The following is a 13410-nucleotide window of genomic DNA, read 5'->3' on the forward strand; positions in this document are numbered from 1 at the left end:
TGGAGCAGCTAGGACAGCAAAGACGACAAGGCGTCGGCCAGAGCTGCCGCACCGAGCTCAGCATCTGCGTCTTCCACGTATTCTTCGGGGGAGTGGGAGATGCCGTTGGGATTGCGGACAAAGATCATGGCACTCGGTACGTGTCCGGCCAGTACTCCAGCGTCATGTCCCGCACCGGTATCCAGTACCGGAGCTTTGGGGAGCGCCAGGGAAAGTTTCCCAGAAAGCCCTGCATCAAAAGTTACCGTCGGGCTCAGCGACTCTTGGGAAAATTCCAACGTACACCCCTCTTCAGCGGCAATGATCCGCGCTGATTCGTGAATCTCTTGAACTACGCCGGCGGTCACCGCATCATCTGGATGCCGCACGTCCAGCCAGTAGTCCACGCGCGAGGCGATGACGTTGGTTCCGCCTGGCACCGGCTGCAGCCGGCCCACGGTAGCTCGTGCGTTATCTCGCGAGCGGGCAATATGCTGCACCGCGGCCATGCTCCGGGCGGCGGCCACCATTGGGTCCTTGCGGTCGGACATGAGCGTTGTTCCGGCGTGGTTGCCTTGCCCGCGCATGCTCAGCTTCCAGCGGCCGTGGCCGAGGATGGATCCGCCGATGGCTACCGGATGGTCGAGGTCTGCCAGGCCGAGTCCCTGTTCCACGTGCAGCTCGACGAAGACGCCAATCTGTCCCAAGAGGCGACGGTCCGGGCCGATGAAGCGTGGATCAAGGCCATTTCTGGCAGCAATATCGGCAAAACTGTTGCCGTCGGGGTCCTTCAGGTTCAGTGCCTTGTCCCGGTCGATGGCTCCGGTGAGCAGGCGCGAACCCAGGCAAGCCACGCCAAAGCGGGAGCCTTCTTCTTCCGGGAAGACCACGATGGCCATGGCTCGGGTGCGCACAAGATTGCGTGACTGCATCAGGTCAAAGGCAATTAGTGCGCTGGCTACACCTAACGGTCCGTCAAAGGGTCCGCCGCCGGGCACCGAGTCAAGGTGGCTACCGGTGACTACAGCGTTGGTGCGGATGCCGGTCGGCAAATCCCACCATGCCCATAGTGCACCGTTGCCGTCTTCCTCAACGCTCAGCTGCCGTCGAGTGGCTTGCTCGATGAACCAGGTGCGCAAATCAATTTCAGCGCTGGAATACACTGGGCGGGAGTAGCCGCCTCGCAGCTGGTCTTGGCCGGTTTCAGCGATGCCGGCCATGAGCTCGGTGACCGTCGTCGTGGGCAGGTCTAGCGGGATGTTGAACAAGGGATTCTCCAAAAGGGCTTTCTGCTCGGTCTTCTAGGCCATGGCCTTGGCGTGGGATGCCAGGCGGAAAAGCTCGGGGGTTTCGCGCGCCCCGGTGGCGAGGTCCGCCGCCAGTTCGCCGAGCAGTGGACCGAACTTGGCACCATGCCCCGAGCAAGGGGAGAGGATGGTGATGCCATCAGCTTCATCCATGATGAAATCCTCGGTGGGGGTTGCGCTGAAGATGCAGGTGGTCTCCGCGTAAGGCGTGGGTTCCAGTCCGGGAAGGTACTTTTTCACGTACTCGATCACGCGTTCGCGGTTGGCCGGATCGATCTGGCCGTTCTGCTGGCTGGCGGTGTCCATGCGGTGCCCGGCCATGTACTCTGCTACCTTTTGGCCTCGGAAGCTTGCGTCGCGTCCACCGGGCAGGCCGTAGGACTTGAAAGCAGGATCCTTGTGGATGTAGGTGGGCCACGCCAGGCGGGCCTCGGGATCCTGGTCCTGGTAGGGGAAGTGATAGGCATTCTCTTGATAGATGTCCATCGTGGGGATGCTGCGCAGGAAGCCGGAGGGCAATGGCAGATTGCCGAGCAGTTCTGGTAGCCAGCCACCTGCGGTGACAATGATCTTGGAAGCGAGATAGGTGCGGCCGTCGCTGGAGGTGAGCTTGTAGCCATTAGCTGTTGCCTCGACTGAGGCGACGGGCCATTGGGTTTCAACTTTGGCTCCGTGGATCTTTGCTTGTGCGACCATCGCTTGGACGGAGCGTTCGGAATCCAACACCCCGGCCCCTGGGTGCCAGAGAACCTCGGTATCGAAGTTGATTCCGTTAAAGCGGTTGCGCGCCTCAGCGGCCGAGAGCAGTTCATGCTCCACGCCGGAGTTTGCGAGAATCTCGGCGAGGTGCCGGGGGTTGCGCAAAGGGCCGTAGTCGACGGAGCCATACGGGGCGATCAGCTGGCTGCCGCTGGCTTCTTCCAGCTCGTTCCAGGCGGTACGGGCGCGGACAACAAGATCCGTGTAGAACTGGTCGGGGTAGGCGTAGCGGAAAATTCGTGCGGAGCCATGCGAACTGGCATCGGCTGCCGCTGGAACCTTGCGTTCAAGCAATGCGACTTCGTAGCCTCGCTGAGCTAGTCGCCAGGCTGTTGAAGAGCCGGCCAGACCTGCCCCAATTACGACGTATTCTGCGGAGGGGGACTGGGACGAGGTGCTCATGGCTTGCTCCTGATCTGGGCATCTTTGTTGTTCTACCTCTAGTAACTCACGCGAATTATTAGGTAGTCCAATACTATTTTCCTAGACATTATTAGTTTTTGTGCAAAAATAGACTGCATGGAACTGCGCCACCTCCACTACTTCCTCGTTGTTGCAGAACATTTGCATTTCGGCCGCGCCGCCGAAGAACTCCGCATGTCCCAGCCACCCCTGACGGTGGCTGTGAAAAAGCTGGAGCAAGAGCTGGGGGTCCAGCTTTTTGATCGAACTACCCGCAGCGTGAGCCTTACCCCTGCTGGGCGAATGTACCTGGATCGGATCAAGCCGCTGCTGTCCGACCTGGACAAAGCCAATCGGGAACTCACGGAAGCCGGACTGGGGTTGCGCGGGCGGCTCAATGTTGGATTTGTCAGCTCGGCGAGCTATGCCACCATGCCCTCAGCGCTGCGCAGGTTCCGTGAGCTGCGTCCGAATGTGGAGTTGGTGCTGAACCCGCTGACTACGGACGAGCAGATAGAAAAGTTGCTGGAGGGCAGTCTTGACCTTGGGATTCTGCGTGACCCAACGCGAGTGCCCGGTATCGAACTGCGGGAAATCCATTCGGAGCCGCTGGTGGTGGCGCTTCCTGCAGGGCATCGCCTGGGCAGCAAGGATCAGATCGACGCTAGCGAGTTAGCGGACGAAGACTTTGTCCTGTTCCCCTACAAGTACATGAGCGGCTTCTATTCTCTGGTGCACTCATTATTTGATGGGCATACTCCCCCTCGAATTGTGGAACGGGCGATCCACCAGGAGACCATCCTCGGACTGGTTGCTGCCGGGCTGGGAGTCTCAATCCTGCCAGCATCGGTTTCGCGCTTCCAGATGCCCGAAGTCTCATTCCATCCTTTGTCGGGCGAGCCGAAGACGCGGCTCTATGCAGGCACGGGCGTTGAAAATCCTGCAGCCACGGCTTTCCAGGAGTGCTTGCTTGAAGCTGATATCGAGGGCGGGCAGTAGCTAGACCGATCGGTATAAGTTGGCTATTCTCCTAAAGTAGACAGAACGGTCTACTTTGGAGTTTTCATGTCACCTCGCATCGCTGTCCGCACCAAGCTTCTCGACGCGGCCGCCCAGCTTTTTTATGCCGACGGGATATCTGCCACCGGAATCGATGCGGTGATCGCCAAGGCCGGTGTAGCCAAGATGAGCCTCTACAACAACTTCGAGTCAAAAACCGGATTGGTTCTCGCTTATCTTCAAGCCCGTCACCAGGAATGGCTGGAGCTCTATCAAAGGCGCCTGGAAAAGGCGAGTGCTGGAGCCGGTGGAGTGCTCGCCGTTGTAGACGCCTACATTGACCATGCGGAAGCCGGGTATGCGCACGGTTTCCGCGGCTGTGGCCTGCTTAATGCCGCCGCTGAACTGCCGGCCGGAGATCCGGGTCGTGCGATTGTCGCGGCTCACAAGTCCCAGGTGGAACAACTTCTTGCCGGCCACTTGGAAACCCTGACTACGAAAAAACGGGCTGCTCTGCTGGCTGGGCAAATTTCCTTCCTGCTGGAAGGCGCGATATCGCGTGCCGGTTTGGAGGGGAATAGCGCGTTGCTCTTGCGAGCGAGGTCGATGATCAGCGACATGGTTGAAGCACTGTGAACAGGCCGCGCCAAAATGGTGCAGGCGGAGCTATCGGGCTCTTATTGCTGGCCTCCATTTTGTGGGGGACGACCGGCACCGTGGCGGCACAAGCACCAGAGGTTTCGCCACTTGCCATCGGTGCTGCCTCGCTGGGAATTGGCGGGCTGCTGCAGTGCGCAGTGGGAGCACGCCGGGTGTGGGGCGACCGCAGTGCGCTGGTTGATAACAAGGGCCTGGTGATCTTCGGCGGGGTGAACGTCATGATCTATCCGCTGGCCTTCTACAGTTCCATGTCCTTGGGAGGAGTAGCGCTGGGCACTGTGATCTCCTTGGGCACGGCCCCGCTCTATTCTGGAATTCTTGAACGATTTGCTGACGGTGCACGATTGACGGTGCGCTGGCATGCCGCTGCGGTCCTGGGGATCGCGGGAAGCACCCTGCTTGGGTTCTCGCGGGCCGCGGAAAGCGGGGGCAGTGCCTCTGGCGTGGTGGCAGGGTGCCTGCTCGGGCTTGTCGCCGGCGCCAGTTACGCCTGCTATTCCTGGGCTACCGGACGGTTGCTCCGGACTGGGATTGGCCGTCAGGGTGCCGTGGGTTCGGTCTTCGGGGTCGGAGGATTGCTGCTGATGCCAGTGCTGCTTTTCTCCGGCGCGCCACTACTGGACAGCGCACAGAACCTGATGGTCGCTGCATATCTGGCACTGATTCCGATGTTCCTGGGCTATCTCGCATTTGGCATGGCGTTGGCCAAGGTGCCAGCGAGCACCGCCACTACCGTAACGCTGAGCGAGCCAGCCGTTGCAGCCGCATTGGCCGTCGGATTGCTCTCGGAGCATTTGGGGTTCACGGGCTGGACGGGCATGGCACTGATCGCTGTTGCGCTATTGATCCTGTTGGTGGGGAGCCCGCGGAATGCCGGTCCAACTGTTTCGGTGCCTACACGCCAAAAATGTTGCGCTGAAGGAACTCGTTGCGGAATTTGCCGTCAGGATCCAAGCGCCGAGCTAATGCGATGAAGTCGTTGAACTTCGGGTACATTCCACGCAGCTGCGCTGCGGTGGCAGCAAAAAGCTTGCCCCAGTGCGGGCGGGGTGCGTAGGGAGCGAGGGCGGCTTCAACCTGCGGGAGGATGGCCTCGACTGCTTGCTGCTGCGGTTTCCACGTAAAGTGCAGGGCAATGCCGTCTCGGCCATAGTTGCCGCTGAGCCATAAATCGTCGGCGGCGACGGTGCGCACCTCGGCCACCAGCAGCAAGGGGGTGAGCGCTGGGGATAGCTGGCGCATCGCGGTCATGGCCGCAACCGCGTACTCGCGCGGGACCAGGTATTCGGTCTGCAGCTCATCACCGGCACTGGGCATGAAGTCCATGCGGAAATGGGAGAGCCGATCGGACCAAGGCCCAGCCGCTCCGAGCTGTTCGCTGCAGATCGCGCCGTCGGCCCCGGGCAGCGGATGCATCGCGGCGGTGGCCGGGAATCCGCCAAACTTGCCCTGATCAATGTCATCGACCAGGCCATCGCCAACACGGCGCTTGAGCCAAGTCTGGCCTACCAGCTCCCCGCTCCAGTCGGTGAACAGGCTGACGCTGTAGGCAGAAGCCTGGACGGCATCAAAGTTGCCGAGCACCTTGTCCCAGGACAGCTGCTCGTACACGGTCTGCTGGACGTCAAAGCTCGGCACAATATCCAAGGTCAGGTGGGTCAGCACGCCCAAGGCGCCAAGAGACACCACGTAGCCGTTGAACCCCGGGTCGCCCCGCTTGGCGGATAGCTGCGAGCCGTCGGCCAGCACGAGTTCGACCGCGCTGACTGCTGTCGCCAGATTGCCGTGGGCTTCGCCCGAGCCATGGGTGCCGGTGGATACCGCCCCGGCCACCGAGATATGCGGCAGGGAGGCGAGGTTGTGCAGCGCAAAACCAGCTTGCTCAAGGGCATCAGCCAGCGCGCCATAGGTGGTTCCGCCACTGACGCGCACGCTCATGGCCTGCGCATTGATCTCGATGACTTCAGGCATCCGGCTCAAAGAAATCAAGGTATCGCTGGTATCGGCAATGCCATTAAAGGAATGGCGAGAGCCTAAGACCCGCACCTTGGTTGCTGCGCGGACCTGTTCCTTCAGCTGCTCGACACTGGTGGGGTAAAGCAATTGGCTGGCCCGGTACACGAGGTTTCCGGCCCAGTTCAGTTCCCTGGTCTCTAGCTTCACGGCTAATCCTTACTTTGCTGGCCACTGGCTGGAAACCAGCGAACGGTAGCGTTCCAAAACCTGCGGGGTTGCTTCTGTGGCGGGGACTTCGGCAGAATTCTGGGCCCACTGCGGGAACTGCCCGGCAAGCACTCCGGCGGCCTGGCGAGCGGCACCGTCGGCGACGTATTCGCCCGGTGCCGGAACCACGATCGGCAGGCCCAGCACCTGGGCTGCAATGTGCTGAACCGCACGGGACTGCGCGCCACCACCCACCAGGATGATGCGCTGCGCCTCAACACCTTGGGCCTCCAGCGCCTGCAGGCCGTCGGCCAAAGAGCAGATCACCGCTTCCACCGCGCTGCGGGCCAAGTTCGGTGCGGTGTAATTCGCCCGGGTGATTCCGTGCAGCGAACCGGTGGCATCTGGCAGGTTCGGGGTGCGCTCGCCGTCAAAGTATGGCAGCAGCACCATGCCGTCGCACCCCGGGGTGGCGGACAGCGCGAGGTCGTTGAACTCTGCCAGGCTCACCTGCAGCAGGTTCGCCGTGGCATCAAAGATTCGGGTGGCGTTCAAGGTGCACACCAGCGGGAGGTAGTTTCCGGTGGCATCGGCAAACCCGGCCACCAGCCCGCTGGCATCTGCGCTGGGTGCATCGGCGACGGCGAAGACCGTGCCGGAGGTGCCCAGCGACATGACCACATCGCCCACGGTAGCGCCAACACCCAAGCCGGCGGCGGCATTATCGCCCGCGCCCGGGCCGATCAGCGCGCCAGAAGTGGTGCGGCCAATGGATTCCAGCGGGCCGGCCACGGTGGGAAGAATGGGGGCGTGCCCCAGATGCTGCTCCAGCGCTTCGAGGTCATAGGCGTTCTCGGAGGCGCGGTAGTAGCCGGTGCCTGAAGCGTCCGACCGATCTGTGCGCAGCGCTGCCAAGCCTTCTGCGCCGCTGCCCGGGCCATAGCCGGCCAGACGCCAGGACAGCCAGTCGTGGGGCAGGCAGACGGCCGCGACCTTGGCGGCGTTTTCCGGTTCATGGTCCTTGAGCCAGCGCAGCTTGGCCAGGGTGATCGAGGAGACCGGCAGGGTGCCCGTGCGCCCGGCCCAGTAGGCAGCGCCGGCCTCGCTGTCACCCTCGCCAGCCTCGGCGATGATCTGGGCGGCCGCCTGCGCGCTGCGGGTATCGTTCCACAGCAGCGCAGGCCGGATCACCGCACCGGTGGCATCCAGCACCACCATGCCGTGCTGTTGCCCGCCCACCGAGATCGCGGCCACATCATCCAAGCCACCGGCCTGGGCGATCGCTTCTTGCAGGGCGATGAACCAGGACTCCGGGTCCACTTCGGTGCCATCCGGGTGGCTGGCGCGTCCGGAGCGGACCAGGGCTCCGGTGCCGGCGTCGCGGATGACAACCTTGCAGGACTGGGTGGAGGAGTCGATGCCGGCGACAAGCGTCATTGGATGTGGCTGCTTTCTGCGGTGGGTGGCGACAGGGTCTAGCGGGAGCCGAGCAGGTGCTCGATGGCCAGCTGGTTAAGGCGGATGAAGGCGAAGTTGCGCTGCGCTGCGGCCTCGGCGTCAAAGCCTGCGAAGCTCGACGCATCGCTCATCAGATCCGTTGCGCTTTCCCCGGCGCCCAGGGTGGATTCTCCCAGTTCGAAGACGCCGGAGGTCTTCATGGCTTCCTGGACTTCCGGGTCTGCGCGGAAGGCCAGCGCGCGCTCCTTGAGGAGCAGGTACATGGACATGTTGGCCTTGGCCGAGTCCCAGACGCCGTCGTAGCCATCGGTGCGCGATGGCTTGTAGTCGAAGTGGCGCGGCCCGGTGTACTTCGGCCCGCCGTTGGGGAAGCCGTTCTCCAGCAGGTCGACGGTGAAGAAGGCGCTGGTCAGATCGCCGTGGCCGAAGACCAGGTCCTGGTCGTACTTGATGCCGCGCTGGCCGTTGAGGTCGATGTGGAACAGCTTCTCGGCCCACAGCGCCTGGGCGATGCCGTGGGTGTAATTCAGCCCGGCCATCTGCTCGTGGCCGGTTTCCGGGTTCAGGCCGACGATGTCGCCGTGCTCCAGCTGCTCGATGAAGGCCAGGCCGTGGCCGACGGTGGGCAGGAAGATGTCGCCGCGTGGTTCATTCGGCTTTGGCTCCAGCGCGATGCGCAGGTTGTAGCCCTTGTCCTTGATGTAGCCCGCCGCGGTGTCCACCCCTTCTCGCATGCGATCCAGGGCGGCAGCCAGGTCCTTGGAGCCATCGTATTCGCTGCCTTCGCGCCCGCCCCACATGACGAAGGTTTCGGCACCCATCTGCGCAGCCAGATCGATGTTGTGCAGCACCTTGGCCAAGGCGAAGCGGCGGATCGAGCGGTCGTTGGAGGTGAAGCCGCCGTCCTTGAAGACCGGGTGGCTGAACAGGTTGGTGGTCACCATCGGGACCTTCAGGCCGGTGTCCTTCAGCGCCTGGTTGAAGTCGCCAAGGATCTTTTCGCGTTCTGCCTCGGTGGCGTCGAAAGGAATCAGGTCATTGTCGTGGAAGGTGATGCCGTAGGCGCCGAGCTCGGCCAGCTTGTGGACGGCTTCTGCCGGGTCCAGGTTCTTGCGGGTGGCGACGCCGAAAGGATCGGCACCGGTCCATCCCACGGTCCAGAGGCCGAAGGTGAAATGGTCTGCAGGGGTCGGAGCAACGCTCATCGAGATACATCCTTGGATCGCAGGGCTGGCCTAAGCCATTTAGTTTATGATCTGAACTATATGGGCGGTGATGCGCTAGAGTCAATAGCGAGCCACGCATATACATTCCACGAATTTCGACAAGGAGAAAGCATGCGCCAGCCAGCCCCTGCCGCTCGAGCCGCGACGTCTTCGGCCCCGGGCACCGTCGGGGACGTACGCAGAGCCAACTTGGCCAGGGTCCTGTCGGTGATAGCTGGAGCAGGGGATGACCAGCGGCTATCACGCGCTGATATCGCCCAAGTCAGCCAGTTGACAAAGGCCTCGGTCTCCAGCCTGGTCGCGGACTTGCTGGCCGCTGGACTGGTCATCGAAATCGGCGTGCATCGCGATGGGGAACGCGGACGGCCTTCGGTGGGCCTGGTGCTGAATCCCGCGCGCTGCGTGATGGGCATGGAAATCAACGTCGACTACATTGCCGCCGGCCTCGTTGACCTCAACGGCAAACTGCTGGCGCACGAAATCCTGCCGCGCACCAATCATCGCTCTGCTGCCAGTGAGGTGCTCGATGCTCTGGGAGAACTGAGCCAGGGCCTACAAGGCGCTGCCCGGGCCCAGGGCCTGATGATTCTTGGCGGCGGATTGGCTGTTCCGGGCCTGGTCAACGAGGAGCAGCTCACAGTTCTCCAAGCTCCGAACCTTGGCTGGGAGGGGCAAGAACTCGATGTTTCAGCGTTGCTGCCCGAACCCAAAACCCGCTTCCGGCTCTTCAACGAAGCCAACGCCTCGGCGCTGGCCCAACAGCATTTGATGGATGCCCAGGAACGCGACTTTCTCTTTGTCTCCGGGGAAGTGGGCATCGGCGGCGGCTTGATTATCGACGGTGAACTATTTGTCGGGCCCCAGGGCCACGCAGGGGAGCTCGGCCATGTGGTGATCGCCCCCGGCGGCAAGGCCTGCAGCTGCGGAGGACGCGGATGCCTGGAAACCGTGGCCGGACAGGAAGCCATTTTGGCCGCCGCCAACCTCGGTTCCGCAACAGATAAAATTTCGCGGCAGGAGCGGATGGGCCAGCTCTGCCAAGCGCTGGAAACCGGAACTGAACCGGCGGTGAGCGCCGTAGCCGAGGCCGGAAAATCCTTGGGAATTGCCGTGGCCTCGGCGATGCGCCTGTACAGCGTTTCAGCGGTAGTCTTTGGCGGGCACTTCGCCGCCCTGGAGCAGTGGTTGCGTCCTGCCATGGAAGCCAGCCTGAAAGTTCACGCACCGAGCATTGCCGGCCAAGCCCGGTTGCTGTGCTCGCCGCTGGGCCAAACCGGTGCGCTGGCCGGGGCCGCGCGCAGCGTGGTGGGGGACCTGCTGGAGGCTCCGCACCTGCTGGTGGACTAAGGGGTGCCGACCGGCTGCTGAAGTTCGGTCACCCAATCCGCCTGGTCTTCTGATACGGCACGCACGTAGACTTCGCGGCACGGACCGGCAGGTACCAATCCACGGGCGAGGACTTCTTCGTGCACGGCCTGCCAGCTTTCATGGATGGTGTCCATTGAGCCAAGGTGCACTCCGCAGATGGCTTCGGGCACGGCAGGAAGCTCGACGATCTCGACATCGGCCAGGCTTTGGGCGCTGGTGGCGTATCCGGCAATGACCTCCACTCCATCCTCGGTGCCGTTGTATTGCGCAATGGGCGTGGCAAGGCTTTGGCCCTGAATGGACTGCGCGATTCTGTCGAAAAGCGGGCCGATGCGACCGGCGATTTCAGGCTGCTCGGCCACCGTGAAGCGGCCGGCCGCCAAACGCACCGCGGGCAGCGGCTTGTGGATGATTTCAATGCGCGACATGAGGTTCTCCTTGGAAATCAGTTGCAGACGCCGCTGCACATCGGCCAAGCGCTGCGTGGCCAGCTGGTGCTCGGCCTCGACCTGCGCCTGGCGAATGTGCAAAAGTTCGGCTATTTTCCCTACGGTGGCTCCTTGGTCCATGATCAAAGAAATTTCTTGGAGTCCAAATCCCAAATCACGCAGTGCAACAATCTGATGCAAGCGTTGAAGCTGGGAGGGGTCGTAGGAGCGATAGCCGCTCAACGGGTCCACATGGGCGGGTCTGAGCAAACCGGCAGTATCCCAGTGCCGCAACATGCGGTGGGTAACCTGGCCAATCTGGGCAAACATCCCGATGGATAACATTCTTCAGTTCTCCGCCCTCACACTGTGTCAGAGTCAAGTCCCGGCTTGAAACTATTGTTGCACTGTGAGCGGTGTCTGAGGTGGCAACGCCGGAAGGCGGGCTGCGGAAAATAATTGCAGTTCACAATCAGGCCATTGAATGTCTTATTCCATCGAGGATAGTCTTCGAAGATGAAAACCACGCAAGCCATCGTGCCCTATTTCAATCTTGCGCGGATACTCTGGGCGCTGGTTACCTTGGCGGCGATCGTGGCAACCTACTCGGACACCGCTTCGCGGGGGCCGGTGCAGCCCATGAATTTTTTTGGATATTTCACCATACAGTCCAATGCACTATTGGTTGCAGTGTGGATTGTTGCCGGGACAGCTGGACTGGTGAAAGCGGAACGAGTGCCTAGATGGGTTGTTGGCTTGCGGGCACTCGTCTGCGTGTGCATGGCCGTAGTGGGGCTGATTTACCTCACCTTATTGGCGCCGCTGGGAGCAGCCGGTGGCGTCCCGCTTCCGTGGGCCAACTGGGTTATGCATATTCTCGGGCCGCTGGTCATCCTGGGAGATTGGCTACTGTCCAAGGACCGCGTGGTCTTGCCGTACACTGCTGTATTTTTGATCCTCATTTACCCGATGCTGTGGACCGGGGTCGTTCTGGTGCGCGGTGCCACAGATGGATGGGTTCCCTATCCATTCCTCAATCCAGAGCAGGGGTACGGCGTGATCAGCCTGTACGTCGTAGCCATCGCGGCGGTTTTCGCGGGAATCGCGGTTTTTGTGGTCGCGTACGGACGTCGCAGGCGACATCGTGACGTGCAACTCGAGATTCGCTAATCGTTTCGGTAAACTTTGGTCGTAAGAGCCCCTAACTCTTGCAACGAACCTTTGGGTTCAGTGAGCAGGACAGGGGCATATTTTTTGCCCGGCACCGTGCCGGGACGGCGCTAAGCACGCCGTAACCACTGCTTTTTGCAAGGGGGAGGATCCCATGCCAGCAATCGTGATCGTCGGAGCCCAATGGGGCGATGAAGGTAAAGGAAAAGCTACCGACCTGCTCGGTGGCAAGGTTGACTACGTAGTGAAGCCAAACGGCGGCAACAACGCCGGGCACACTGTGGTCGTCGGCGGCGAGAAGTACGAGCTCAAGCTCCTTCCTGCCGGCATCCTTTCACCCAACGCCACTCCGATTATCGGCAACGGCTGCGTGGTGAACCTTGAAGCCCTGTTCGAAGAAATCGACGGCCTGGAATCGCGTGGCGCCGACACCTCGAAGCTGCGCGTCTCGGCCAACGCGCACCTGGTGGCCCCGTACCACCAGACCATGGACAAGGTCACCGAACGCTTCCTGGGCAAGCGTGCCATCGGCACCACCGGACGCGGCATCGGCCCGGCCTACATGGATAAGGTTGGACGCCTCGGCATCCGCGTGCAGGACGTCTTCGACGAGTCCATCCTGCGCCAGAAGGTCGAAGGCGCACTGCGCCAGAAGAACGAACTGCTGGTCAAGATCTACAACCGCCGCAGCGTCGAGGTCGAGGAAATCGTCTCGTACTTCCTGTCCTACGCTGAGCGCCTGCGCCCACTGGTCATCGACTCCACCTATGAGCTGAACAAGGCTCTGGATGAGGACAAGGTTGTACTGATGGAAGGCGGCCAGGCAACCTTCCTGGACGTGGACCACGGCACCTACCCATTCGTGACCTCATCCAACCCAACTGCTGGCGGCGCGTCGGTGGGCTCGGGCATCGGCCCAACCCGCATCACCCGCTCCATCGGTATCATCAAGGCTTACACCACCCGTGTGGGTGCTGGTCCTTTCCCAACTGAGTTGTTTGATGAAATGGGTGTCTACCTGCAGAAGACCGGTGGCGAGTTCGGTGTGAACACCGGCCGCCCACGTCGTTGCGGTTGGTACGACGCAGTTTTGGCTCGCCATGCTTCGCGCGTGAACGGCTTCACCGACTACTTCGTGACCAAGCTGGATGTGCTTAGCAACATTGAGCAGATCCCAGTGTGTGTTGCTTATGACGTAGACGGCGTGCGCCACGATGAGATGCCAATGACTCAGACCGATTTCCACCACGCGAAGCCGATCTTCGAGTACTTCCCAGGCTGGACTGAGGACATCTCGGGCGCCAAGACCATGGAAGATCTTCCGGAGAACGCCCGGAACTACATCCTGGCTCTGGAAAAGATCTCCGGCACTCGGATCTCCGCCATCGGCGTGGGCCCGGACCGCGATCAGACCATCGTGCGTCATGATCTGATCAAGGACTAGTTCCTAGACATTAGGGAGCTATCGCAGTTCATTCATTGAATGAACTG

General features: G+C 61.6%; 12 protein-coding genes. 6 read left to right on the forward strand and 6 right to left on the reverse strand.

All coding sequences use genetic code 11. From position 1 onward, the window contains the following. Positions 1–8: 8 nt before the first annotated feature. Entirely contained in the window at positions 9–1259 is a 1251-nt protein-coding gene (locus AC6CHO_RS07980) for an allantoate amidohydrolase (RefSeq protein ID WP_498214517.1), read from the reverse strand. A gap of 21 nt (positions 1260–1280) precedes the next feature. Further along, positions 1281–2447: an FAD-dependent oxidoreductase gene (locus AC6CHO_RS07985; RefSeq protein ID WP_498214518.1), complete on the reverse strand. Its 1167-nt coding sequence runs from the start codon at positions 2445–2447 to the stop codon at positions 1281–1283. 117 nt (positions 2448–2564) lie between these two features. Here AC6CHO_RS07985 and AC6CHO_RS07990 point away from each other — a divergent pair, with 117 nt between their 5' ends. The 3 genes from AC6CHO_RS07990 (at position 2565) to AC6CHO_RS08000 (ending at position 5080) form a co-directional block, all read left to right on the forward strand. After that, on the forward strand, positions 2565–3446 hold the full coding sequence (locus tag AC6CHO_RS07990) for a LysR family transcriptional regulator (RefSeq protein WP_498214519.1): 882 nt from the start codon (positions 2565–2567) through the stop codon (positions 3444–3446). Positions 3447–3512: 66 nt separating this feature from the next. After that, a complete protein-coding gene (locus AC6CHO_RS07995; RefSeq protein WP_498214521.1) occupies positions 3513–4082 on the forward strand; it encodes a TetR/AcrR family transcriptional regulator in 570 nt (189 codons plus the stop codon). Further along, complete coding sequence (locus AC6CHO_RS08000) at positions 4079–5080, forward strand: DMT family transporter (protein ID WP_498214522.1); 1002 nt, start codon at positions 4079–4081, stop codon at positions 5078–5080. The genes AC6CHO_RS07995 and AC6CHO_RS08000 overlap by 4 nt, the downstream gene beginning before the upstream one ends. Here AC6CHO_RS08000 and AC6CHO_RS08005 read toward each other — a convergent pair. The 3 genes from AC6CHO_RS08005 to xylA are packed head-to-tail and all read right to left on the reverse strand — an operon-like array spanning position 5001 to position 8932. Further along, the gene (locus tag AC6CHO_RS08005) at positions 5001–6269 is read right to left on the reverse strand and encodes an FAD-binding protein (RefSeq protein ID WP_498214523.1); all 1269 of its coding nucleotides are present in this window, start codon (positions 6267–6269) and stop codon (positions 5001–5003) included. The genes AC6CHO_RS08000 and AC6CHO_RS08005 overlap by 80 nt on opposite strands. Positions 6270–6278: 9 nt before the next feature. After that, positions 6279–7706: a xylulokinase gene (gene xylB, locus AC6CHO_RS08010; protein ID WP_498214524.1), complete on the reverse strand. Its 1428-nt coding sequence runs from the start codon at positions 7704–7706 to the stop codon at positions 6279–6281. A gap of 38 nt (positions 7707–7744) precedes the next feature. Beyond that, positions 7745–8932, reverse strand: coding sequence for a xylose isomerase (gene xylA / locus AC6CHO_RS08015; protein ID WP_498214525.1), 1188 nt, complete (start codon positions 8930–8932; stop codon positions 7745–7747). 132 nt (positions 8933–9064) lie between these two features. Here xylA and AC6CHO_RS08020 point away from each other — a divergent pair, with 132 nt between their 5' ends. Beyond that, positions 9065–10300, forward strand: a complete 1236-nt coding sequence (locus AC6CHO_RS08020; RefSeq protein ID WP_498214526.1) for an ROK family transcriptional regulator — start codon at positions 9065–9067, stop codon at positions 10298–10300. On the opposite strand, the gene AC6CHO_RS08025 is transcribed toward AC6CHO_RS08020, so the two are convergent. Continuing rightward, positions 10297–11079: a MerR family transcriptional regulator gene (locus AC6CHO_RS08025; protein WP_444661051.1), complete on the reverse strand. Its 783-nt coding sequence runs from the start codon at positions 11077–11079 to the stop codon at positions 10297–10299. The two genes, AC6CHO_RS08020 and AC6CHO_RS08025, sit on opposite strands and share 4 nt — an antisense overlap. Before the next feature lie 186 nt (positions 11080–11265). On the opposite strand from AC6CHO_RS08025, the gene AC6CHO_RS08030 reads away from it, so the two are divergent. Both AC6CHO_RS08030 and AC6CHO_RS08035 read left to right on the forward strand, forming a co-directional pair. Further along, entirely contained in the window at positions 11266–11919 is a 654-nt protein-coding gene (locus AC6CHO_RS08030) for a Pr6Pr family membrane protein (RefSeq protein WP_257745797.1), read from the forward strand. Positions 11920–12073: 154 nt separating this feature from the next. Further along, complete coding sequence (locus tag AC6CHO_RS08035) at positions 12074–13363, forward strand: adenylosuccinate synthase (protein WP_498214527.1); 1290 nt, start codon at positions 12074–12076, stop codon at positions 13361–13363. The last annotated feature ends 47 nt before the right edge of the window (positions 13364–13410 follow it).

The sequence above is a fragment of the Glutamicibacter sp. GQ173 genome, assembly GCF_059759215.1.

What these genes read in the sequence shown, in the direction of transcription:
- xylA (WP_498214525.1), bottom strand. Translation starts at nt 8,932, where the DNA reads ATGAGCGTTGCTCCGACCCCTGCAGACCATTTCACCTTCGGCCTCTGG.
- xylB (WP_498214524.1), bottom strand. Translation starts at nt 7,706, where the DNA reads ATGACGCTTGTCGCCGGCATCGACTCCTCCACCCAGTCCTGCAAGGTT.
- AC6CHO_RS07985 (WP_498214518.1), bottom strand. Translation starts at nt 2,447, where the DNA reads ATGAGCACCTCGTCCCAGTCCCCCTCCGCAGAATACGTCGTAATTGGG.
- AC6CHO_RS07990 (WP_498214519.1), top strand. Translation starts at nt 2,565, where the DNA reads ATGGAACTGCGCCACCTCCACTACTTCCTCGTTGTTGCAGAACATTTG.
- AC6CHO_RS08035 (WP_498214527.1), top strand. Translation starts at nt 12,074, where the DNA reads ATGCCAGCAATCGTGATCGTCGGAGCCCAATGGGGCGATGAAGGTAAA.
- AC6CHO_RS07995 (WP_498214521.1), top strand. Translation starts at nt 3,513, where the DNA reads ATGTCACCTCGCATCGCTGTCCGCACCAAGCTTCTCGACGCGGCCGCC.
- AC6CHO_RS08030 (WP_257745797.1), top strand. Translation starts at nt 11,266, where the DNA reads ATGAAAACCACGCAAGCCATCGTGCCCTATTTCAATCTTGCGCGGATA.
- AC6CHO_RS08025 (WP_444661051.1), bottom strand. Translation starts at nt 11,079, where the DNA reads ATGTTTGCCCAGATTGGCCAGGTTACCCACCGCATGTTGCGGCACTGG.
- AC6CHO_RS08020 (WP_498214526.1), top strand. Translation starts at nt 9,065, where the DNA reads ATGCGCCAGCCAGCCCCTGCCGCTCGAGCCGCGACGTCTTCGGCCCCG.